This is a genomic window from Flavobacterium sp. W20_MBD1_R3 (genome assembly GCF_052119725.1).
Lineage (GTDB): Bacteria > Bacteroidota > Bacteroidia > Flavobacteriales > Flavobacteriaceae > Flavobacterium.
In genome coordinates this window covers 18,277-43,062 of sequence record NZ_JBGQOR010000011.1, presented here as the reverse complement: position 1 = coordinate 43,062, position 24,786 = coordinate 18,277, and the positions used below count along the sequence as shown (strand labels likewise).

Sequence of the window (24,786 nt, the reverse complement as noted above, 5' to 3'; positions counted from 1 at the left end):
TTTATTCGTAAATGTATACCTGACAGCATCACACTTCAATTAATTAAATTTGATGGAACTATTTAACAGTATATTTGTATTGGTTCTCAGTGCTCTAATAGAGGCGACTTTGAATAAATACGTTACCTGAATATCTAAAATATTCAGTAAAGCAAAAATGCCCTTTAGTCCTAACTAGTTGTAAAAAATCTGCTTTTCTGCACAAGGTTCACAAATATAAGATTTTTTTTGTTAAGTTTGCTTCTATATTTAACAAATCAAATCTATGTCATCTATCAAAATTGGAGCTATTTTTTCTCTAAAAAACCATCCCTATAGTATTGGAAATACTGACGTTAAAATATCTGCATTTGCTCAGATGACACCACCATTATTAGTTGTTACAGAAATTTTAAACAATCCTAAAGAGTTTGATACAGAAACTGGAGAGAAAAAACCTAAACAAATAAAATGTATTTTTTACTCTCACAAGACACATAAATTTGAAAATTATTGGTTCAATCCGGAACAGTTAACACCAATTACAAAAAAAATTATTACTTCATTACCTTCTACTGATGATAACAATTTAGTCGAAATAAAAACTGGAGATGAAGACGATTTGAAAAGCATTGGGATTGAGAACTTAAAAAAAACATCTATAATTGATTTAAAAAAGGAGTTTTTGAACCGTCAAGTTATTTTAAAATCCTGCGATTTTGAACTTGGAAAACAAAAATCAACATTTGAAAAAAATGGAAACAAGTCATCTCAAAAAATTAATGCCCACTTAGATTTTGTTCCACCAGTACTTACAGTTATTGACATAAAGCAAAATGAAGAAAAAACAACCTATAATCCTAAGTCCGGCAACCAAAAGAAGGTAAGTTCTTTCTTCTTATTAAAATGTAAATGGTATAACCCTTCATTAGGTATTTTTTCAGAAGACTTTTTGCCAATAGAAGCAGTAAATCTAATTCCAGAAATCCAATCTATAGATGAAATAAGTGTTTTAATATCAAGTAATAAATTTGTAAAGTTAGAAGTGGATAATTATATAGTACTTGAAAGTGGAAAAATATTAAACCATACCTATATTAAAGCAACTGATTTAGTCTTTAATCATTACAAATATACGTTGAATTACTATGATTTTTTCAGCAGTAGTTATAATAAAATTGATTTATCTAAAGTTAATTTAAATGGTATTCAGGTTAGTTTGGATGATATTATTTTAGAAAAAGTACCAGAATATAAAAAAGACAAACAAGATTTCACCCTTAGCAAAGATTATGAGTTTGAAAAGGATAAATATTACAGAATAACTTATAAAGATGCTGCGGGTACGGTTACCGAGAGAGTAATTTTTGTTAAAGACTACATTAAAGGAAAAATTGTTATAGCTGATTGTTTGCTTAGAAATGGCCAAGAAAGACACTTCAGAATTAAAGAAGGCGTATTAAAAATAGAAGCCCTACATCCTAATTTATTTGAAGATTTGGACGAAGAATAATAGAATGTTTTAAAACAAAATGGCCGCCCTAAAAATTGATAAAATTAAACAGCTAATCTAAACTACCCGCTTATTAAGGGTGAGATTGATACACACTATTCCCGGCACCATAGTAATTCGAATAGATATGTTGATAGATTGTAACCGTTTTAAGGCTTACTTCTTCATCGGTATAAACTTCTTGAGGAAGCCATAACAATTGATTGTAAATCTCACTTTTTACTTGTGCCGTAACTTCTCTTTTTTCTCTCCAACGATCAATTTTTAATTTCTCTGCTTTCAGTTTTTCAAGTGTTTCCTGAGCTACTTTTTTAACTTGTTTGAGGTCTTTACCTTCAAGCTCTTTGCCTTCTCTAAGCAAATCAAAAATGGCCAGTGTCTCTTGGTCCGTAAGATTTTCCCTTATGGCTCGTTGCTCCTCAAAGGTCAAATCTGTAACATAATTACTCAGTTTGTCAAACGTGGCAATGGTATCTTCTAAGGATTTACCCTTATTATATTCGGCTACAATTTCTTTGTATCGCTCATAAAAATCCAAACGCAACGGATTTTCTTTTAGCATTTGTTGTAGTTTTTGATCTATGGCTTGTTGCAAATCGTAAACTACAGTATTTTTATTAGGAGCTTTTGCAAAAGCTGCTTTCAACTTTTCAAAATCCAATTTACTCAAATCAACATAAACTTCTTGCTTCGGTTCATTTGCTTCCGTTTTTTTCAAGTGCACGCTATCGTTCACAATACTTTGCAACTGCATCATAATCTCGGTCACATCTGCCGATTTTACATTTTGATTCAGTAAACTGTAAATGGCATCAATAGCATTAAACTCTTTGATGTAAGGCTTAACTTCTTCTTCCGGAAATAATGCTTTGTATTTTCTAAATACAGAACGAGCCATCATTTCAAAACTCGTGCGGGTTGTTTCATTTAAGCAAATGCAATCAGCTGCCTTTTTTAACAAACCTATTTTGTCCATTGGCTTTACATCAAATAGATCTGAGAGTTTGAAATTTAACGTAATCAAATACTCCGCAACTTCTTTGATGCCCTTTTTCAATTCCTTTACCAGATCTGCAATTTCCTCAACGGCTTTTCCGCTGCCAGCGCCTTTACCTTTCCCACCTTCTCCATAAACAGAATAAGCCTGTTCCAGTTTTTTATAAACGTTTCCGTAATCGACGATCAAACCATTCTCTTTTTCATCGTCATACACGCGGTTTGCCCTTGCAATGGTTTGCATCAGCGTATGCCCTTTAATTGGTTTATCCAAATAGACCGTTGATACACATTGCGCATCAAAACCAGTGATCCACATGGCACAAACAATGGCTAAACGGAACGGATTTTCAGCGTCCTTAAATTCCTTTTCCAAATTGCGCTCCACCATTTTACGACGATGTTGCTCAATGTCTAAATTCATTTTACGGAATTTATCCACTTCATTTTGCTCACTACTGACCACTACGCAAACTTCTGTTTCGGCGACCTTGTTGTATTTACGTTGTAATTCTTGTGCTTCTTGTTGGTCTTGTGCTTTTGTAATGCGCCCTTCCAGTTCTTTTAAATATAAAGGCCAATATTTCACTACCAATTGATGCATACGTACCGCTGTTGGTTTATCAAGTGCTACATACATAGCCTTTCCTTGATAGCCTCTTTCGTTAAAATGCCAAACTAGGTCTTTTGCAATATCATCTAATCTGCGTTCGGCGGTAAGAATTGGGTAGTTTTTTTGAAATAAATAAGATAATTTTTTCTTTTTATCTTCATCAATATTTTCATCTTCGAGTATTTCGGCCATTTTTTCATCCATTTCAGGATTGTCTAATCCTAATTTCTCTCCTCTGTTAATATAGAGTAATGGTAGTGTAGCTTCGTCTTCTATGGCTCTTTTGAAATCATACACAGAAACATATTCTCCGAAAATATTTTTTGTTAATTCTTCTTCGTCTTTGATGATGGGTGTACCCGTAAAACCTAAAAATGAAGCGTTTGGTAAACCGAAAAAACGCATGTTTCTGGCATAAGTTCCACCTTGTGTACGGTGCGCTTCATCAGAAATTACGATGATATTCTTACGATCTGTAATCAGCGGATATTCAGTTTCTTTTTCCGGATCAATTGAGAATTTATGAATTAAAGTAAATACATAACGGTGATTTTCTGCGAGTAATTCCCTCAGGTGGTCTCTTCCAGAAATTCCTGTCTTTTTACCCGCAACAATATTTTTATCATTCACGATGCCTGCTCCAGAAAAGGTATCGTACAATTGATTTTCCAATTCGGTTCTATCAACAGCAATTAAGAACGTATAAGCACCGCCGAATTTACGGTGTACTTTTTCGCAAAGGAAAACCATAGAATAGGACTTTCCACTACCTTGGGTGTGCCAATAGACCCCTAATTTCCCTTGAAGGTCTTCAATATTTCTAACGTTTTCCAACACTTTGTTTACCCCAATATACTGGTGGTTTTTGGCCATCAATTTGACCACGTCTCCACTGTTTTCATCAAATAACAAAAAGTTTTCAAACAAATCCATTAAACGATGCGGTGCACAAGTTCCACGCAGCATGGTATCTAGGCTAACCACTCCTTCCTGTTCTTCCTCGATACGTTTCCAGTCTAAAAAGAATTTGTATGGGCTTGTCACTGTGCCTACTTTACTATCCACACCATTGCTCAAAACAATAAATGCATTGGAATGAAACACCTGTGCAATGGTATCTTTATAATCTTTGATGTTGTCATTATAGGAATTGCGTAAATCGGTATGGTGGCCTTTCAATTCGAAGAAAACCAAAGGAACACCATTTACAAACCCAATTACGTCAGGACGACGACTGTACAATTCTCCCACAATCTCTAATTGGCGGACCGCTAAAAAATGATTGTTGGCGTAATTATTATAATCAAAAATTTTGAGTTTCTTTTTTATCAGTTCGCCTGTATCGTTAGTATAGACTACAGGAATCCCGTTTTTGAGCAACTCATACTTGTCTTTATTGATACTCGCCAAGGTTTTGTCGGCGACTTTTTGAGCCAGAATTTCATACGCCTGTTCATAAACCGAAATGGGTAAATCACTATTTAGGTTAGCCAAAGCCTGAATGACATAACGTTTTAAAATCACTTCCGATTTGTTCTCACGGCCTAATAAACCATGCTCACCGAAGGATTCTTTTGTCCATGCGGTGACTACTTTCCAACCCAACTCTTCTAATACATCGTGAGTGGCTTGTTCTATAAGGGCGTCTTCTGAATATTCGTAGCTCATATTTATTCTATTAATAGCTTATCATAACTAATTTCAAACTTAGCAATAAGTTCTTCGATTCTCGATAAAAATTCATTTTCACGTACTGAAATATCCTCCATACTCATGTCTTTTTGAATAAAAATTCCATCAACGATAAAAGAATGTGTGTTATTATCATTAGCAAAGAGACTTTTTGAATGTGCTTTTACGGTATCTATATTTTGAGAAAAAGGGAATAATAATCCACCGAATAAAACATTGGGTTGGTAATATTGAATATAGGAGTGTATTTGATAAAAATCACTTCTATCCACATCCTTTTTTATACTCCTCATTTTCTTGAATTTGGCATCAAAAACGATTATTTCATTCGTTTCTTTATGCCTCATTACTAAATCTGGAAACATTTTACGGCCATAAAACAAGTCCGTATACACATTTAGCTCTTCTTGACCGGTAACATACCAATCAGAAAAATGCCTGCTTAAAAGCTTTTCAAGATACACTTCAAATAATTGAGAGATGTCAAATAAATAGCCTGTAGTTGCTAAGTTGTCTTTTTGATTCAAAGTTTCTAAACTCTGGTCTTTCAAAATAATTTCGGCATAGGTTAATACATTTTTAAAAGGTCCAAACATAGGATTTTGAAGCACGCTATGATTTTTTGCTTTCTCAATAGTGGTATGCTGCGCATAAATACCAGAATAATTTTGTTTTAATAACTGATAGATACCATGAATTTTTCTATGTATTTCTTTACCAAAACTTTGTTCTAGTTTTTTACATGCAAGGTATAGAACATCAATAATTTCTTGAACATATACTTGTTCTCTAAACGAAGTTGTTAGTTTACCTTGAAATGGAAAATCATGTTTTAAATACGCATTTACATCAATTTTCCCTCTTACTTTATGGCTGCGTTGTGTTTGGGTTTGATATACTTTGGGTAAACCCATTACCGAAGCTTTTTCTAAAGCTTGAATAAACAGATAGGCAATAATATTTTGAAACTCGTTTGTGTCTTTTGATTTTGACGCTTTTGCTTCCTGATTGTCAATATAGACGTCATTTATAAAGTTTAACATTCTATTCAAAAATGTTTCGCCGTAAGGAGTTGTGATGTTAAATTGACATCCTTTATGGTATAAAACACCAGCAAATAATCCTGTTTGAATAATGTATCTCTTTTCTTCTTTAGGATATTCCTTAGAATAGAGTTTAAGTATTAGTTGTTCGTCTTCTTCTAGCTTATTGCGATTATTTTTAAAACCAAAAATTTGTACCTGTTCTAATGATTTACTTTTAGAAGTAAACTCAAAAGTCGAACTGAATAAATTGCTTTTTACGTTTACTACCTCTTTATCAAGGCGCACACCAAAGTACTCCTTTAACTGAATTTCAGTTAAAGGAGCTTCTTCATAAAAATTATGATTGGTAGGTACGTTTATGCGCATTAAGATTTTGCTATTAGAGGTTTTGTAAATTCCGTTAATGCTTTTGCCAACTTATCATCTAACTCACTTTCAGCAAACATTGCTCTTAGGTATTCCTTAAGCGTTGGACTTAAATGAAGTTGAAATAAATTCTCTAAATTTTTGGTTGTAATTTCTTTTCTACTTGCCATAGCAGGTATTTTCATAAAAAATGAATGTCCAAATTCATACGATTTTCCTAGACCAAGTTTTGTATTGATATAATCGTTTAAGCTTCTACATGCTTTTACGTAACTATCCATATTAGTGAATTCCTCCCCATTTCTAAACTTCGTTTCTTGTTCAATTACCTCATAATCACAGTCTTTTCTAATCCATTTGAATCTTCGGCGTAAAGCCAAATCAAAAGCATCTATACTTTTGTCTACATCGTTCATCATACCAATGAAGAACACATTGTTAGGTACGCCAAAATAAGCGTTACCATCCTTAAAATGATAGGCTAATTCTTCCTTAGCAGGATCCTCTTTTATCATTTCTTCGATTAAAGTCGAATACTGTGTTTTAATAAGGTTTTCATCGTTGCTGTTTTGAACATCATGGCGGTAGTCTTTTTCTAAACACAATAGCGTTTCTCCAAATACCGATGATAGATTGGCTCTGTTAATTTCATCAACAACAAAGTAAAATTTCTTATCTGGATTTGCTTTGGCTTTTTTGCAAAAACGTTTAAAAATTCCATCTACCAGTTCAAACTTAATATTTCCGTCTTTTGAAACGCCTTTGGGTTTGATGCCTTCAATGAAGTCTTCATAAGTAAAGGAAGGATGAAACTGTACAAACTCATAACGGCTGCGGTCTCCTTGGCAAATAAAATTCAAACTTTGTTTTACCGCATAGGTTTTGCCCGTTCCGGGAGGGCCATATAATATTACGTTTGGTGTGTTTTCATCGGCAATACTTTGGGTGTTGGCATATTTCCATAAAAACCAAGAAAGTAAAACAGATTCAACTACATCATTTTTGTTTATATCCAAAATTTGGTTGACAACAGCTCTTATCTCATAATTTTTCCCAAGGTTTGCAGATTCTTCACTATCAATAAATTCATGATGCAAAGCATTTATAATATCATTAGAATAAATAAACAAAAAATCTTCTGTATTGTCTAAAACCGCTAGTTTACGTAACACTTGTTTAGAGGTAAAATCACTATTTTCAACTAATAGAACTTTATCTATTGGTTCTTCAGCATTTACAATATTTTTTAAAAGCTCTTTAATTGTACCATCAAATAATAAAGTTGCTTTCTCTTTATCATTTTTATTTTCTTTTTCATTATTTTTCAGGTCTTTACGTATTGTAAACGTTTGTCCATCGCTATTTAATTTTATTTCAAAATTATTTGCGTTACCTGGTTTTGAAGAACCAAAAAAAGTGCTAGTAGTCCTTTCCAAAAAATTACATAAATAACCACCAGGCATTTGTTCAATATCTTTATTTAATCGGTTGGTATAATCGTCAATTGAGAGACTATCGTCTTTTATTTTTGACTTGTATTTATTCCATTCCTCAATAAGTTCTTCTACCTGATTTCTTATAGAAATATTTTTTTGTTGGTCATTGAAGTAAGGTTCTTTGAATTTTACCCACATGTTTTTGATTTCCAACTCTCTACTTTTACTCAGTTTAATTTTTCCCATAAGAGTTCCTATTCTTTTTCTACGAATAGCATTTTGAAGTTTATTTACAATTCGTAAATCTTTTGAATTTTCATTAGGTTTAAGCGCATACAAAGTAGCAGGTTGTTTCGATTCTCCCCAAGTACTATCATTAAAATCTAATCCTAACTCCTCTAATTCTTTTTTTGAAATACAGCTGTCTAATTTTCTATTTTGAGCTCTACTAGGTGTGTTTTTTAAATGTTCCCATTTAGCGCTTGCGGAAACAATTCCGCATAAGTAAGGTACTTTATTTGAATTTTGGCCCTGAGCCAATAAAATAGCATCGCCTATTTGAATACCATTTTTAAATAACTCACCATATTTATGATCGTCTTGATAACCTATAAAGGCATAGCCTAAATCTTGAATCACTTTTTTCCATTCTGATTCATTTTCTCCATTTTTTACATTAGGAGATAATATCCAATATTTCATATTTACTCAGTAGTTTGTATATTACCCATCTCCTCCAAAACTTGTACTGTTATTTCCTCCACATCAATCATCCCACTCATTAACCTTGGCAATAAAATATTGCGAGTTTCTTTGAGAAGGCGCTTTTGGTTTTGGAGATTTTCAATACTATTATATAACGGTATTATTAAAGAATCAAAGTCCAATTGGATTTCACTTTTAGGATTTAAAATCAAAATATCTTTTAAACTCGAAATAGTCAATGCTTTTTGGCTTGAGCCAATAGCAGTGTTTTTCAAATTAGATTGAAAATTTTCATTTTTGAAACAACAAATCAGGTACGTTGAACTAATTAATTGACTATTTTTTAGCCAAATTAAATTTCCATCTTTGAAATAAAAATCACCATCACTTTCTGTTACTAAATAAGGATATCCTAAAGTTCCAACAGCAGTAACTAAAATATCTCCTGTTTTGGGTAAATCATATTTCTTTTTGATTTCTTCAAATTTGTTTTTCGAAATATATAGCAAATCATTAATTGTCTCATTTTTACTTTTTAGAATAATCTCTTTCCCTCTATAGAAAGGAATTCCTTCCTCGACATAATCTGATAGGAATATTCGCTTACTAGAAGTTACTTCTAATAATTCACCCAACTTAACTTTCTCCCACCCCTCAGGTAATCCCGTAACTTCATCCAATTTGGCCGTTTCATACCCTGGGAAACGCATTTTTACAAACCATTCCTCGTAAGTAAGTTGGGCTTTTTCTTCTAATAATTGAATGCGTCTTAGGTTGTTTTCGATCAAATCATCATAAGATGATAAAATGGAGGCTATTTTGCGTTGGGTTTGGAGTTCTGGGAGGTGAAAACTAAAACTTCTCATTGCTTTTAATGATAAATTTTTAATTGTTGCACCAGTTGCAAATAATTGTGCATAGTTTTGAAATGCGGAACTTTCTAAAACATATCTTATGTAGTTCTTTTCTACAGAATCGATTACATTAAAATAACATGCGCTTTTACCTAGTGCAACTTTTTCTCCAGTATATAAACCTACATTTCCGATTGTTCCATTAATTGCAACTAAAAGAGTCCTGTCGTTTAATTTTTTTTTAATTTTATTATACTCAAAAAATGATATTTTTTTCGTTTCTGCTTTGATTATAATTTTGCCATTTTGGAGATTATTTCCATTAATAAAATAATATTCCCCATTATCATCATATTTAGGGGTTCCGTGTAAACCGTCTCCTAATTTTGATGAAATTTTTTCAATGGTTACTTCTTTCCATCCCTCTCTCATAATGCTACACTTTGAATTTGTTGCATCAAGGCATTCGCTTCTTCATTCAAAGTCGCCAGTTCTTTGTGAATTTCGGACATACGACCATGGTAATCAAAATCCATATCTAGTTCAACTACTACCCCAACATAGCGGCCGGGAGTAAGGCTGTAATCCTGGGCAGTAACTTCTTCGAGATCCACTATTTTGCAAAGACCTTCTACATCAGCATATTTTCCTGTTGGGAATTTTTCGTTAAACCAAGTGTTGTCTTTGCTTACTTTTAGTTTTTCGCCACGAAAGAGTTGCATGATGGCGGTAAGTCCTTCTAGTTGTTCTTCGCTAAAGTCATTGATGGTTGTTGTCACTTTTCGGAAAGTGTTACGCGCATCAATCATCAGGATTTTCTTTTCGTTCTCTGGTTTTTTACCTTTGTTGTAAAACCAAACATGGCAAGGCAACGAGCGGGTATAGAAAAAGTTGTTTCCTACTGAGACGATACATTCTACCGCTCCAGTTTCTATGAGTTCTTTGCGTATCCTTTTTTCGGCATTTCCTGCATCAGTTGCCGAGGACGCCATGACAAAACCGGCACGTCCTGTTTTGTTGAGATACGAATAGAAATATTGCATCCAAAGGTAATTTCCATTACTTACGGTACCATTTCCGGTAAGCGGTGCTCCAAAAGGAAGGCGTTCGTCTTCAGCCAGGAATTTGTTTTTGGCATCGACCTTGTCCACGTTAAAGGGAGGATTAGCCATCACAAAATCGCACTTTTCGGTAAGATTATGTGGGTTGGTATAAAAACTGTTCCCTTCAATGATTTTGCCTTCAATACCGTGAATGGCTAAGTTCATTTTAGCCAGTTTAGCATTATTGCTTTTTAGCTCAGTTCCATAAACCGTAATGGCTTCGTTGACACTTTTATTTTCATGATCTTGTATAAAATGAGCGGTTTGTACAAACATACCGCCTGATCCGCAAGCGGGATCGTGTATGATACCGTGATTGGGTTGAATGAAATTTACAATCAAGTTTACCAATGATGGGGGCGTAAAAAATTCTCCACCTTCTTGAGCACCGGCTCCCTGCATGGAGAATTTCATTAAGAAAAACTCGTAGATACGACCAAAGACATCGCCTTTGGCATGGCGTACCGCATCTTTATTAAAAACACGAACCAAGTCTCGTAATAATTTATCTTCAAATTCTTGATAGCTTTTAGGAAGAATACCCGCTAAATCAGGATATTCTGCCTCTATCAATTTCATCGCATTGTTGATGGCTTCGGCGATATCTTCACTTTCAGGTAGCGCAGCAAGGAAATCGTATTTTGCTTTTTCGGGTAACATAATGGCTCCCGCGGCTGCATAATCATCTTTGGTTGCTTCGCGTTGTACCCCCGTTCTTGGGTTTATAGGTAATGAATTAGTTAAAGCAATTTTGGCATCTTCGTAACGGTTTTGCGCAAAGCGTAAAAGTACTAATCCCAGTAAAGGGTCTTTGTATTCGGCAGCCGTTAATTTAGAATTACCTCTTAATTCATCGGCAGCATCCCACAATTCTTTTTCTAAATTCTTTATTTGTTCTTGGGTCATGAAATATTGTAAAAGCTTGTATTTATTCAGATTCTTTGTTGAATGGCTAAAGTAACTAATTATTTCATTAAGAGTATTGAGGAAAACCGTAAAGGGTTAAATATTTATCATTATTTTTCTCTTAATCATAATAAAAATATGCACTTTATGACATTCTAAGTTTGTCTAATTATGAATTATGCATAAAATATATTGTCTAATTCTTCTTACGAATATAATTAAAGAAGTAGCGCAACATATATTTATTTTGTAAAAAATTACTACTTGAAGATTTAAATATAAATTAAAGTTCCTTAATTATTTGTAAAGTTTTTTTTATATTTTTGATAAAACAATAATGAGAAACAAACTTCGCTAATTCAACTTACTTACGAAGGGGGATTAATGAAGGCTTATTATGTTTATATGCAAGTTGGTAGTTAACTTGATCATGAGATCCTTAAAAATTAAAAATACATTAAAGATTCATTTAACGTAAAATTTATTTATAAAATGACAACGAAACAAATGGAAATTATGAATTTCCTCCAAGAAAGAGTATTTGAGCCAATTCTGACTTCTACTGCATCAAACCAGATTAAACAAGGAGTTCGTTTAACCATTACAAGATTAGAAAATCAAAATGATGCTGCAGGTATGCTAAAATACTATTGGTCTGCTATTGCAGGTAAAGGAAATGCTATTGAATTCTCTGATAAATTGAAAGATGCAGGATATATTAGATTTGAAGAAATATTTGAGGAATTTAGAGAGAAATTTTCAGATGCTTGGTTAAGAGAAAAGTAAGAACAGGACAAATCCCTAAATCACCAACAAAATAAATCAAGAAACTATTTCCTATTTGTAAACCACAAAAATAAAAGAAATCACCTCCATTCAATTGAAATGCATAATAAAAGTTGTATATATTTGAAAGCAACTAAAAGACTTAGTTAAATATAGTATTTTGTAGTGAGTAAATATCGGTTGTAATAAATTTTGACGAAACGATGAAATACAATAGAAATGACACTTGTCATTGCGGAAGTGGTTTAAAATATAAAAAATGTTGTATGAACGTTAATTCCCAAATTAATGAAGAAATTCAACCAACTATAAAGACAATATTAGTATGGCTTAAAAGTGGTTTGGAAAATTATGACAAACTCTTAGAATCTCGTAAAAAAATATTGGTTAAAGGCTTAACAATACTAAATGAGAATACAATTGAATGTAAATTTTATTCATATTCAGAAAACTCAATTGATGTGAAAGGTGAAATTGCAACAATAATAGGTTTTATGCATGGCTTTTTAAAAGAAGATAGTTTTGAAAATTTAAAAATTAATTATTATGCTGCAAGAGCATATGATAAAAACGACATCGAAATTTTAAACGCTTTATCTTATAAAGATACTGCAAAACAAATAGGTCAAGGCAATTCCATTGATTGGCTTAAGTCTACTCTATTTACTGAAAATACCAACGACTATAGATTAGGAATTGCAAAAAGAATAATTTCGGAAATTGAAATTTCACTTAGATATGCAATAGAAAGCATTTTATTTGAAAAATATGGAAGTGATTGGTGGAACATTGCATTAAACAACAAAATTGGAGAATCAATAAAAACAACTTATTATGAACAATTTGGCGAAAAAATTTTCGATGGTAAGATTCTCATAAACTATACATACATATTGCAATTAAAAAAAATTACACTTACTCATTGGATTGAGTTTAAACACCTTTTCAGAAGCAGAGAAAATTTTGAAACAATTATTGACCGTTTAAACATTCTAAGGCGTGAAGAAGCTCATAACAGAAATATTACCGAAAATAATTTAAAGGAATTAGAAGAAATTTATAATATTCTATTAGAAAAAATTTCTGTGAAATACGAAAATTTAATTCCTAAGTATTTAATTGACAATTGGAGATTAAGAATTAAATCTATAATGAACAATAAACTTCAACCAATATTTAAACCTGAAGAAATATCTGGAGAAAAAGATTTAAACAAAAAATTAAATAAAATATCTTTAAGTGCAGTAAATCTAATAAATTATCTAGATGATACAATTAAAAAATTAGAAAGCGTAATAGTACCTGTTCAAAAAAAAATTATTCATGAAGAACTAATTCACCAATATTTAATTCTAAAGAATTTACAAAATACGAAACTAGAGCAAATAAGAAATAAGAATTTCAAAAATACTGAAAGTACAATTAAAGCAATAGAAAAACACGAAAAAGACATGAAAATATTTAGTGGTAAATTTTTGCTTTTCGAATCATAAAAAACTTCTCACAACAGCCATTAAACATAATGCAAAAAAAATAAACAATTATGGAAAATGAAAATGTATTTGATACATATTCAGCAATTTCAATTGACACATTATTAAATGAGCAGTTTTTATTCAGTCAATAAGTCTTTCAAAAAAATGATTTTGGTCTCTTGATGATTCTCTTACGGATTCTGAACTCCTTCTTAGTTACTTATCCCTTGCAGTCAGGGTTATTCAATTATTTCAGCAATTGGCCCATTATAATTAAACGCAATATTAAATTTTACTCGTGAATTATACCTTATGCTATCAGGTATGTGCCTGCTAAAATATAATGAATCGCCGGTAAAATCTTTTTTAATAAATCCAAAAGAGTTTTCAATCTTCGTTATCGTACCCTCATATACTTTATTTTTACCATCATCGGTTATATGTCCATGTAATTTTCTTTTTATTCTTACATCCAACGCAACTTCTTTCAGATAATTAAAATATTCCATAGCTGGTTCTTTTTCCCCTAACAGGTATAAACATCGGGCATACCAAAATTGCTGATCGTATCTTTTATCTCCTTTTGTAAAAGATTTTCTTAAATAATGTTTTAGGTCTATATTTCTTTCAGGAGCCTTTTCTGCTAACAGCTTGGCATATTTATAATTTAAGTCCTTATCATTTTCATTTTCAGCGAGCGCAGTGTCCAAAACTGATAAGCCTTCTTCAATTAAGCCTTCTTCAATGTAATAATTGCACAGTCGAGTAGCCAAATAAGGACTGCGTATATTAGTCGCAAAAGCAGCTTTTAAACTTTCTAATGCTCGGGGTGTATTATTTATAAGTTTATTAAAGCTTGCTTCTGCGTCATGAAAAAAACTTTCTTTGGGATAAATTAATTTTGCTTTATTTAATGTTTTTTCAAATTGTTGAATTTTTATTTCAATTGTGTCACTAAGATCATTTATTGAGTTTTTTAATTCTAATAAACATATTTTTAATAACGTGTGATATGCATGTACTATATTTTTGCTTCGTTTGTTTGAAATTATGTCATTGCAAATTTCTTTTGCACTTAATAGTAAATTATTAATCACTAATTTTTGATTCGATTTTTCAGCTTTTTTATAAAGAAATTCAGCTTTAGAATGAGCGATGAATCCATTCTGGGGATCAATTTCATGTGCTCGATCTAACAATAATGAAGCTTTTTCTAAATTTCCGCCTTCTGCATTCATCTCAAATATAGATTCCTGTTGCATAACTGAAGCAATTTCTCCAACATTTCTATAAGCAGTTTTATATATTGATCGGATCATTAATACATCCTTAAATATACTTAGTAAACTTCTAGCATTAATCAATGCAGTAAATACTTGTCTATCACTATCATAATCAATATCTAATTTTGAGATAATATTTACATATCTGTTATGACGTGCATCTAAATCAACGAGTACTTGCTCAAAGACCAATTCAGCTATATACTGATGGCGACTGCAAAATACAAAATCATTGATTTCATAATTTCTTTTGTGATAAACAACAGATTCCAAAGGTTTAAAAAGATGCTCTTTAAAATAAGTAAAATTAATTCCATGAAGTCTAGAAATTATTCCTGCACGCGCATATGATCCAATTCGGTGGAAAATACAAATAGATAAGTACAAATTTTTTGCTTCTTCATTTGGTATAGAATTATATTCATCCATTACAATATCAGCAAACGGCTTACCTGCTGTGGCCTCGTATAGAGCAACTAGCAATTCCCTTCCAGCTTTTTCAGATAATGCCTCTTTTTGTTGATCATTAGTTTTTCCTTGCAAATATCCAAGCGACTTATATTTAGTTAGTAATTCAATCAGTTTTTCGATTTCTTTATCCTTTAAATATTGTAAAGTATAATCTCTTGTTAGATAACCGCTTAATCTTTCACCATTAACATTCCAAATATTTACTCTTTCAGCTGAAATAATAGTCAGTAAAACGTTATCTTTTTTTGCTCTGGTTAATATGTATTCTATGTCATCAGTCCTTTCTGTGATATTATCTACAAACAAGTAGATTCTTTCTTTTGATAATAAAAATAACTCCGAAAGCCTATCATATTCAATTTTATTATCTGTCTTATAGTATAGACATAATCTTTCATATATAACTGCCGCATCCCATGCCAATCGATGCAATAAAACTGTCTTTCCAGAACCAGCATTGCCTTTTATCAAATATAATTCTTGTTGGGAAATTCTTTGATTTTCTTCAATTAAAAAAACTTCAGATAAAATAGAATCTTTTATGTTTCGCTCGACATCATAATTTTTGATAATGGGATCCCATCCATCAAAATATCCTTTATAAAACTCTTGTGGGCTAGTATTTTTTTCTGGCAAATCAGCATGAATATAAACCACATCATTATCTAAAAACTTTATCAATCGCTCACTAGGGCTTGCCACCCCTGATAAAAATCTGCTCATTATTAAATGAGTAGGTTTTTCTATGATAATGGTACTTAAAATTCTTTCATTTTCTGAGATACAAGATTTTATTTCTTGCATAAAATCTTTAAAGGACAATTTTATAGTAGAGATTTTCTTTAGATCCCATAATCTTTGTTCCGCGTCTGTAATATTAGGACCTACCATATATGATCGTGGACGAATATTACCTATTTTTTCTAAATGTTTTAGGGTAAATCTAATGTCTGCATCAGCAAAACTAAAACCAACAAATACGATGGGTTGCTCATACGAAGATTCTTCTAATCTATTAAAAAGTCGGTTTCTATTTTCACGATGCTCAATATATTGATCAGGCGTTAGAATTAAAGGTAATTCTTTATCATCAATGTCAGTAATAGATCCATGTAATTTATTATACATTACTGAATTAGGAAATATCATTTTATCAATAATTCGTTCACCATTTTTCACGAATGTTGCTAGTTCCTGTTGTTTTTTATGATTTCTCTCGTATGCTTCTTCAATTATTAGATCATAATTCGTTGTATAAATCGAATGCCACTTATACATAGGGATTAAATTATGGTGTTCTCCAGGCTTAAACTCAATAAAAATGTCAGCGACAAATTTTTGTACTTTAAATAAATCTGTTTCACTAATTGCAAGCTCTGAGACATATTGCAAGTCCTTACCTAAATAGTCGGAACTTAAAAATTTTTCAGCAATTAAATCAGCTAATTGAGTTCCGGTTGGTGGTTTTTTTCCGTCTTTATGGATTGAATCGAAAGCTGCACCAGCACCTAAAAAAAGAATAATATTTCCGTCTTTAATACCATCTATTAATGGTTTAGGTAATTTTGAATCACTCATAATTATTACTTTTTGTAACGGTTTATATTTATAATTGAATTGACATCCTAAAATAACAAATAATGTATCTATACCTTATTTTGAATACCAGATACCACGAATATGTCCCCGCGACACTAGCATTGATGTGCAATTTACAACAAAGATGAGCCTAAAACCACAATCATCCATCTAATACCATAAAAAATCAAACATTTTTCATCACTTTACTGTTTTCTGTAACAGCTTGATTTTTTTCTAATCAGTATTCCATTTCTTATACCAAACCTACCATATATAAATGATTTTAACAAGATTATTTATATATAGTTATACCTGATTTTTTACAAATATTAATACTTTTTAATTCATAATTTTACGGGAAACCGTAAATGGCGTTTTTTTTTGATATTTTTTTTACAATTGATGATTTTACTTTTTGGTAACGTATAATTTTAATCTTTTCTATAGCGCATTGTCGTAATATCCATTCCAGTATTTGCGCATATATTCAATTGCTGAAACATATGAAATACAATAAAGTACAATTTAGAACTTTAAAAAAAGTATTAGCCCGTACTAATCTTTTAATGTTTATTTTTAATGATTTATAAATAATTAAAAAATTAAAACTTATGGAAAGCGAATTAAAAACCCTGATTTTAAAAGTAGATAAGTTGATGGAAATACAGGAATTAATACTGAAAAGATTAAATCAAAGCACCATCTTAACAAAGGAGCCATTAGTAAATATTATAACCTTAACTAAAAAAGAAGAGAAAGATAAACAAATACAAGAAAATATGTTGATTATTTTAAACGGCCATCGTTTAAAAGGGCAATTCAATTTAGTGCAAAAGCCCAGCCCCGAAAAAATTTTAGCTTATTTACAAACTAATGACCCGAAAATATTTGATGGAATGAAACGTAAAGAAAATTAAAGACAGCCGTTCGTTATCATTTTTACTGTTTTTGATTTTCATTTGATTGTTTCTGAATTTCGTAAAGCTTTTTTAAAAACTCATCATCTTCCATATAGAAGAATTTGGGACTAGGCTCTTATATTAATAATTATATTCATAATTATTTGACCAAATCTAATATCAGGATTTACAAGCCAAAGTTTTTCTAATTTTTCAATTGTTGGTTTTTATTCTATTTAGATCTCTCATATTCGTTGAATATATTTTTACTTTTATATATCAAAAAAGCTGTAAAGCCCAACATTCATAAATTTTACTCAAATTACAAATGTAGATTTAAAATAATTGCAAAATTTAGTGGTAATGCGGTAATTAAACAGTTTATTCTCCGCGCTATTTGCGGAGAATATAACAGAAAGCGGAGAATAAGTATTATATTTACCGCAAATAATGCGGAGAATATGAAATATATCTATCAAAATGAAAATTGGCCATCCTTTATTTGGGATGGAACCTTTTTACAAACACTATTAGGAGAGGTAAGAAACAGGCAAGGCAAACTTATGGGGAAAATGGAAGCAATGGGGTTTGTATTGCAAGAACAAGCCCTATTAGACATATTGACCATAGATATTCTTAAATCTTCTGAAATAGAAGGAGAAATTCTAAATACAGATCAAGTACGCTCTTCCATTGCCAGAAGATTAGGAATGGATATTGCTGGACTTATTCCTTCCAATAGAAATGTTGATGGTGTAGTTGAAATGATGCTGGATGCTACCCAGAACTTTACCGATCCCTTATCAAAAGATCGATTATATGGATGGCATAACTGTCTATTCCCGACTGGAAGAAGCGGGATGTACAAAATTAATGTAGGTCAATTAAGAAAAGACGATAATGGCTCCATGCAAGTTGTTTCTGGTGGATTTGGAAAAGAGAAAGTACATTTCCAAGCTCCCGATGCAATTCTTTTAGAAAAAGAAATGAACCAGTTTTTAGATTGGTTTAACAATGAGAAAACCTTAGATCCAGTATTAAAAGCAGGAATTGCCCATTTATGGTTTATCACCCTCCACCCTTTTGATGATGGCAACGGCAGAATCGCGCGTGCTTTAACTGATATGCAATTGTGCAAGGCTGATGGCAGTTCAAAACGATTTTACAGTATGTCGGCACAAATTCTTTTACAACGGAATGAATACTATACCATTTTAGAACAAACACAAAAAGGGAACCTAGATATTACCAATTGGTTATTGTGGTTTTTCGAAAACTTATTAGCTGCCTTACATGCAACGAATACCACTTTGGAACAAGTTCTATTAAAAGCTGGTTTCTGGGAAAAACAAAACAACACGCCATTGAATGAAAGACAAAAAATTCTTCTCAACAAAATGCTAGATGGCTTTGAAGGGAAATTGACGACAACAAAATGGGCAAAGATTACAAAATGTTCACCCGATACGGCTTTAAGAGATATTCAAGATCTAATTTCAAAAGGAATTTTAATGAAAGATGATAAAGGAGGAAGAAGTACATCCTATACTGTTAGCCTATAAAAAATTCCGCATTAAAACATTTAAACAACTGTAAATCAATTTATTAATGTTTTAACGGCAGATTTTACGGAAATTAGCACCAAATTTGACCAAAAAGCGGGCTGATTTTCTCTTTAAAAAAACATACAAAAGGACACCGTTTTTATTAATACTTTTGCAAAGTATTGATTTAACTGATAAAATTCAGGAATGATTAACGGACAAGGAACAATTGATATTTTTTTCGCAATAAAATTGCTAATTTCCGTAAAAAATAAAAAATAATTATTCCCATACTGTACCTCATAACCTATTAGGTATTATAAAATATAGGATATTAATTTCTGTATCGGAAAATAAATACACATTTTATAACAAAACATACATCAACATAACGCACGCAATCCCTTTAATTTAAAGGGATTTTTTGTTTTTAAAAAATTTTAATTTTGTTGCCCACATCGAATGGGCAACAACCGTGGACAGATGATGCTACCTATTGAAACATTTCGCTACGTAATATTTAGGGAATTATGCAATTATTGAAGAATTTAATAATCAAATTAATTACAAAAATATAGCTTAACTTACTATGCAATTTTTATTTGCATATCCATCTCAATAATTATAATCAAGACTTTACCTAAATAGTTTGTAATTCCGCAATGCTACGACTTTTTATAGTCTCCAAGGGAAGGAATATCTTTACTGTTGAACCTTCCCCTTCTTTTGAAATAATGCTGAATACACCGTTTGATCTTTTAATCATCATTTTACTTAGAAATAGTCCTAAGCCTAATCCTTGTTGTTCTCTTTCTTCTCTCTTGAATTGTTGTGCTGCACCTATTTTTTTTAATTCCTGTTCACTGAATCCAATTCCTAAATCTTTAATAACTACTTCATAATACTCGTCATTGTATCGTTTTCCAGATACAATGACAGCTTTACCATCCTCAGAAAACTTCAAAGCATTATCTATTAATTCAAAAAGAATAAAATGTAAATCTTCTTTATCAATTTTTAAGTTTGCTTCATCTACAGAATAGCTTATTCTTTGCTCTGGATCTTCATGCATCTGAAAAAGTTTTGTTTTTACATCCGTAAAAATTATTGCTATTTCACACTCAAAGGATTCTTTAGTCTGGTATAAATTATTTTTTAGATTTTGATATAGAATTATATTTTGCATAGTCCTATTCAGTCGTTCCCCCGATATTTTGATTGCTTCATAAAACTCCGAAACCTGCTTTTGATCAAAATCTTTTATATGTTTAATCAAGATTTCGATGGAACCTAAAATTCCATTTAGGGGTGTATTTATTTCATGTAAAAAATACTTTTTTTGACCAGCATATAAATTTTTATGAGTATTCTTTATTTTCTCAAACCGATCAATTTTTGTTTCAATTATTTTTAATAATTCTTTTATTTTAAATGGTTTAGATAAAAAATAATCAACACCGTCGAGCAAACATTTACGCATCAAATTATTTTCTTTTTTTGCTGTCAAAAAGATAAATGGAATAAAACTTAAAGATTCAGTTTCTTGAATGATCTCATGAAGTACAATTCCATCCATAACTGGCATCATGATATCGCATATTATTAAGTCTGGGACCCAATATTCTAAAAGATCTAATGCTTCTTGACCGTTAGCAGCTGCTTTTACATCATAATTTTGATAAATTAAAAGCTCTACAATAGTTTCTCTAATATTTAACTCGTCATCAACAAGTAAAATTTTATTTTTGTTCATAAGGGAATATTAATTTTATTTCGGTGCTAGAACCTTCTTTCGTTTTTAATTCAATTTTTCCGTTTAGAAATTCTGTAATTTTTTTTGCAATAAATAAACCTAGCCCCGAACCTGAAATAATATTTGTATTTGAAGCTCTAAAAAAGAGGTAAATAAATTTTAAATTTCATTTTCTGGAATTCCTATGCCAAAATCACTAACCTGTATTTCTATTTCGCTTTCTAAATACGTAATGATAAGTGATGGATCTGGTTTACCAGTAGAATATTTCAATGCATTATCAATTAAATTTGTTAAAACATGAATAGTCAAGGCTTTTTTTATAAGAATTAAACGGCTTTTAATTATAAGTTTTAAATTAATTTTTCGATTATGGACAACATTACTAAAATAAGTATTGACTAGTTTTTTCATAAATACCTTAAAATCAATAGGTTTTAAATCCTGTTGATTATTTATCGATTCATATTTTCCAAAAACTAAAATATTAGTCATTAATCCTGTCTACTTCATTTTTTATTCTATCCGTACTAAATTCAACTGAATCGGCTATTTTTTTTCCACAATGATTAATTTTCATGTTAATCAGCTCTAAATTCCAATATATAACAGTTAGTGACGCTCTAAACTGATGAGATGCTATGGACAAAATTTAAATTTGTTATCGTTAAATTCATTTTCATTTGCAAGTGCCATTTTTAATTCTTGTTCCCTTTTAATCCTTTCAATAACATCCCTGCTAGAAGTTTGTATCCCTATTATAACATTATCTTGATTAATTATATTTCTTGAAGTTGTTTCAAGCCAAACATAGGAATTGTTTTTTTTTCTAAATCGATAGGTTACTGGAATATTTTTGGCTGTTTTTATAAATTCTCGACATGCATTTTTTAAAACTGAAAAATCATCAATATGAATAAAATCTAAGCCAATTTTGTTAATCATTTCTGACGGCTCGTATCCTAAAATTTCTCTTGACGACTTTGATACATAATACAAAACGCCATCAATAATATGTTGGCAAATTATATCAGATGTTTTTTCAGTGATGCGTCTGAATTTATTTTCTGCTACTTCTAATTTAATTTTTCTTTTGTTACTCTCATTTCCATCACTTTGATTTCCAATGATTTTAATTGAATTTCCGCTAAGATCTCTTTTGATTGACTCATCAAATTTTAACCAAACATAATTTCCTTTTTTTATGCTTCATTCGAAAGACTACTTCATACGTTTCTAAATAATTTAAAATGTAATCGTAAAATTCTTTTTCTACACGCATAACATCATCCCGATGAACATTATTTTTCCAAAAATCATAACTGTGTTCAAACTCCTCAATCGTGTATCCGAGCAATCCAGCCCAATAATTTGAAAATTTAGCCTCGAATGTCATCAAATCTAATTCCCACATACCATGCTGGTAATCATCTTTATAAAAATTGAGCTTTTCTAATTTAGTATCGAACTCCGCAATATTCTATCATGTTTCAATCTAATTCCTATATTTTCAGCTAATAAATGCAGTGATTGAATTCCTTCAATAATCCATTTTATTTGATTTGTATAATCTTGATAAGCCAACCGACTCCAAAACGCTGGATTACTAAAAATGGGTATAAAAACATACGTTTGTACTTTTCGAGAATTCATGATTTTATAAAACGATGGTGAATTAGATTCCTTAACTACTCCATGAATCGGTTCATCCTTAAATAAAGCACCATAGATTTTAAGTAGCTCTTTACCTATTTCATTTCTAAATTTAGCTTTATTAGATACAGTATTCATTTTATTGTTAAGTCGCTAATAATAATAATTGATTGAATGTTTTTCTATTTCTAAAACATAACATCTATCAATTCCTTGACTCTCTCCAAGCACTACTGCACATTGACGTAAAGCATCATCAATACAAGATTCCTTTAGCCGTTTATTATTAGCAATAGAAAGACCTAATAAATGATTTTTCATTGTTTTGTGTACATTTTTATTGTAGTACTTTTGATCTATTTGATTCAGTATTCACTAGCAATCAAAAGTTCAAAAGAAGATTTTACTTCTATATTTTTCGTTGTTTTTATCCCTTAAAATATAAACGTACTATAATTTTTAAAAAAACGTTCTTAATTACTCATAATTTAAAAATATAAAACTTTAAATTAAAGTAAGAATTGTTACTTTAGTGGAATGAAAATGCATAAATTAAAAATTGTTTTAATAGAAGATGATTTAGCTTTAGGAAGCTCCATTTCAGAACTATTAGTGCTCAATGATTTTGAAGTCATTTGGCTAAAGAATGGCGTTGAGGCATTTAAATATCTAGATAAAAAAACACCCGATATTATTATAAGCGATTTGATGATGCCGATGATGGGTGGTGAAGAGTTATTTGTTAAAATTCGTAAAAACAATAAATTTAGTACCATTCCATTTATTGTAATTACAGCAAAAATAGACGAAGAAACCAAGTTTCAGCAATTAAAAAATGGAGTAAATGATTTTATAATAAAACCATTTAAAGTTAATGAACTTATCTACAAAATTAATAATCTACTAGATCTAAAAAGAAGTATTGAAAAAAAATGTAGCCCTGATCCGTTTTCAAAAATAACTATAAAATTATCTCAAAAAGATTTCATAATCTCCATAAATGAAATTTTAGTAAAAAATATTAAATCAAAAATTGACATAAATGACTTGTCACATCAACTTTTTATAAGTAAATCAACATTAGATAAAAAGGTAAGGAAGCTCACCAATAAAAACACCAGTCAGTATATTAGAGAATTTAGACTAGATTATGCGGCCAGGCTAATTCATTTAGGAGAAAGAAACATTCAGTATATAGTTAATGAAACTGGATTTAGCTCCTTTTCTTATTTTTCTACAAGTTTTAAATCCTACTTTAATACAACTCCAAGAGATTATATAAAATCTATTTCAATAGAGAAACATAGTGCTGAACAAAACACCTTATAAAATTAAGCTGGAAGAAATATCAATTTGAACTATTTATTTTAATAGTAAGAAAGCTCTATAAGATTGAGGTTGCGTTAGAGGTAATACTAATCAAAACTCGAATCAAAAAGGATAAAAAAATTCAATAAAAAAAAGAACTTGTTTTAATTGTATGCTAAAAATTGAATTAAAACTAGTTGCTTATCTGCTTCCATGAATTCAAGAACGCTCTCTCTCACAGATTTATTTTCCTGCCTCACTACTTATTTGTATAAATAGCAACTCCAAGTAATAGGTTCAGTGATTCCGTTTTTGAATCTTCTGGTGCAGCAATAGAGCTATTCGAGGTTTGAATTTCTCTGTTAGGATTTTGTTTTTGATAATTACTGGTTTTTCTGCAGAAAAAACCGACCAAAAATCCCCTATAGCCTCTGTCTTCTGTAATGAGATTTAGATGACCAGCAACTCCTATTTTTTTTGCTACTAACTCGATGCTATCCTGCTTATTTAAAGCTTTCAAAGCAACTTTGAACTTGACATCCTTCCCGCAGGTTTACTTATTTTTAGCATAATAGTGGTGCTTTAAGGGTTTTATTCCCATCTAAATTAGTATTGATAAATTATCCGAATTTTATGTGTTAGCATACTTTTTTTGTGAGTATCAATTCTATTGCATTTTTTATAAGAAAAAAATACTGAAGAAAAATGCAAAAAACCACATACTAAGATCTTCTTTCTTTATAAAATTTAAAAAAACGAGTGCCCCTATTTTCTTCAAAATATAGTCCAGACTTACTCTAAAAAGAAAAATTATAACAAAAAAT

At 30.8% G+C, this 24,786-nt stretch carries 20 protein-coding genes; 6 read left to right on the top strand and 14 right to left on the bottom strand.

Annotated features, from left to right (window positions below; genetic code table 11):
• Positions 1 to 265 precede the first annotated feature (265 nt).
• Positions 266 to 1,492, top strand: coding sequence for a hypothetical protein (locus ACEN2F_RS12700; RefSeq protein WP_441739640.1), 1,227 nt, complete (start codon positions 266 to 268; stop codon positions 1,490 to 1,492).
• Between the two features lie 73 nt (positions 1,493 to 1,565).
• On the opposite strand, the gene ACEN2F_RS12695 is transcribed toward ACEN2F_RS12700, so the two are convergent.
• From ACEN2F_RS12695 to ACEN2F_RS12675, 5 genes are read right to left on the bottom strand one after another with little or no spacing between them, the layout of a single operon-like run.
• Entirely contained in the window at positions 1,566 to 4,769 is a 3,204-nt protein-coding gene (locus tag ACEN2F_RS12695; RefSeq protein WP_441739637.1) for a type I restriction endonuclease subunit R, read from the bottom strand.
• A 2-nt stretch (positions 4,770 to 4,771) separates the two neighbouring features.
• Positions 4,772 to 6,205 (bottom strand): 5-methylcytosine restriction system specificity protein McrC, encoded by a 1,434-nt coding sequence (locus tag ACEN2F_RS12690; RefSeq protein WP_441739634.1) that lies wholly within the window; start codon positions 6,203 to 6,205, stop codon positions 4,772 to 4,774.
• Positions 6,205 to 8,343 (bottom strand): McrB family protein, encoded by a 2,139-nt coding sequence (locus ACEN2F_RS12685; RefSeq protein ID WP_441739632.1) that lies wholly within the window; start codon positions 8,341 to 8,343, stop codon positions 6,205 to 6,207. The genes ACEN2F_RS12690 and ACEN2F_RS12685 overlap by 1 nt, the downstream gene beginning before the upstream one ends.
• A gap of 2 nt (positions 8,344 to 8,345) precedes the next feature.
• Positions 8,346 to 9,632, bottom strand: a complete 1,287-nt coding sequence (locus ACEN2F_RS12680; RefSeq protein WP_441739629.1) for a restriction endonuclease subunit S — start codon at positions 9,630 to 9,632, stop codon at positions 8,346 to 8,348.
• Positions 9,629 to 11,209, bottom strand: coding sequence for a type I restriction-modification system subunit M (locus ACEN2F_RS12675; protein WP_441739626.1), 1,581 nt, complete (start codon positions 11,207 to 11,209; stop codon positions 9,629 to 9,631). Before ACEN2F_RS12675 ends, ACEN2F_RS12680 begins: the two co-directional genes overlap by 4 nt.
• 492 nt (positions 11,210 to 11,701) lie before the next feature.
• Between ACEN2F_RS12675 and ACEN2F_RS12670 the strand changes: the two genes are divergently transcribed.
• Positions 11,702 to 11,995 carry a hypothetical protein gene (locus ACEN2F_RS12670; RefSeq protein ID WP_441739623.1) on the top strand — a complete coding sequence of 98 codons (294 nt, stop codon included), beginning with the start codon at positions 11,702 to 11,704 and terminating at the stop codon, positions 11,993 to 11,995.
• A gap of 203 nt (positions 11,996 to 12,198) precedes the next feature.
• On the top strand, positions 12,199 to 13,488 hold the full coding sequence (locus tag ACEN2F_RS12665; protein ID WP_441739620.1) for an SEC-C domain-containing protein: 1,290 nt from the start codon (positions 12,199 to 12,201) through the stop codon (positions 13,486 to 13,488).
• A gap of 221 nt (positions 13,489 to 13,709) precedes the next feature.
• On the opposite strand, the gene ACEN2F_RS12660 is transcribed toward ACEN2F_RS12665, so the two are convergent.
• Complete coding sequence (locus ACEN2F_RS12660) at positions 13,710 to 16,802, bottom strand: P-loop NTPase (protein WP_441739618.1); 3,093 nt, start codon at positions 16,800 to 16,802, stop codon at positions 13,710 to 13,712.
• 614 nt (positions 16,803 to 17,416) lie between these two features.
• On the opposite strand from ACEN2F_RS12660, the gene ACEN2F_RS12655 reads away from it, so the two are divergent.
• Positions 17,417 to 17,722, top strand: coding sequence for a hypothetical protein (locus tag ACEN2F_RS12655; RefSeq protein ID WP_441739616.1), 306 nt, complete (start codon positions 17,417 to 17,419; stop codon positions 17,720 to 17,722).
• Between the two features lie 443 nt (positions 17,723 to 18,165).
• Positions 18,166 to 19,266: a Fic family protein gene (locus ACEN2F_RS12650; RefSeq protein WP_441739613.1), complete on the top strand. Its 1,101-nt coding sequence runs from the start codon at positions 18,166 to 18,168 to the stop codon at positions 19,264 to 19,266.
• Between the two features lie 622 nt (positions 19,267 to 19,888).
• Here the strand turns inward: ACEN2F_RS12650 and ACEN2F_RS12645 are convergent.
• From ACEN2F_RS12645 to ACEN2F_RS12615, 7 genes are all read right to left on the bottom strand, one after another.
• Positions 19,889 to 21,001, bottom strand: coding sequence for an ATP-binding response regulator (locus ACEN2F_RS12645; RefSeq protein ID WP_441739610.1), 1,113 nt, complete (start codon positions 20,999 to 21,001; stop codon positions 19,889 to 19,891).
• Positions 20,988 to 21,092 (bottom strand): hypothetical protein, encoded by a 105-nt coding sequence (locus ACEN2F_RS12640; RefSeq protein ID WP_441739713.1) that lies wholly within the window; start codon positions 21,090 to 21,092, stop codon positions 20,988 to 20,990. Before ACEN2F_RS12640 ends, ACEN2F_RS12645 begins: the two co-directional genes overlap by 14 nt.
• Positions 21,093 to 21,160: 68 nt before the next feature.
• Positions 21,161 to 21,496 (bottom strand): ATP-binding protein, encoded by a 336-nt coding sequence (locus ACEN2F_RS12635; protein ID WP_441739607.1) that lies wholly within the window; start codon positions 21,494 to 21,496, stop codon positions 21,161 to 21,163.
• Positions 21,497 to 21,640: 144 nt separating this feature from the next.
• Positions 21,641 to 22,087, bottom strand: a complete 447-nt coding sequence (locus tag ACEN2F_RS12630; RefSeq protein WP_441739711.1) for a PAS domain-containing protein — start codon at positions 22,085 to 22,087, stop codon at positions 21,641 to 21,643.
• Between the two features lie 85 nt (positions 22,088 to 22,172).
• Positions 22,173 to 22,415, bottom strand: coding sequence for a PAS domain-containing protein (locus ACEN2F_RS12625; protein WP_441739604.1), 243 nt, complete (start codon positions 22,413 to 22,415; stop codon positions 22,173 to 22,175).
• A 38-nt stretch (positions 22,416 to 22,453) separates the two neighbouring features.
• Complete coding sequence (locus ACEN2F_RS12620; RefSeq protein ID WP_441739601.1) at positions 22,454 to 22,792, bottom strand: hypothetical protein; 339 nt, start codon at positions 22,790 to 22,792, stop codon at positions 22,454 to 22,456.
• Between the two features lie 15 nt (positions 22,793 to 22,807).
• The gene (locus tag ACEN2F_RS12615; RefSeq protein ID WP_441739599.1) at positions 22,808 to 22,975 is read right to left on the bottom strand and encodes a hypothetical protein; all 168 of its coding nucleotides are present in this window, start codon (positions 22,973 to 22,975) and stop codon (positions 22,808 to 22,810) included.
• A gap of 222 nt (positions 22,976 to 23,197) precedes the next feature.
• On the opposite strand from ACEN2F_RS12615, the gene ACEN2F_RS12610 reads away from it, so the two are divergent.
• On the top strand, positions 23,198 to 23,983 hold the full coding sequence (locus ACEN2F_RS12610) for a response regulator (RefSeq protein WP_441739597.1): 786 nt from the start codon (positions 23,198 to 23,200) through the stop codon (positions 23,981 to 23,983).
• A 238-nt stretch (positions 23,984 to 24,221) separates the two neighbouring features.
• Here ACEN2F_RS12610 and ACEN2F_RS12605 read toward each other — a convergent pair whose 3' ends face one another.
• Positions 24,222 to 24,482, bottom strand: coding sequence for a hypothetical protein (locus ACEN2F_RS12605; protein WP_441739595.1), 261 nt, complete (start codon positions 24,480 to 24,482; stop codon positions 24,222 to 24,224).
• Between the last annotated feature and the right edge of the window lie 304 nt (positions 24,483 to 24,786).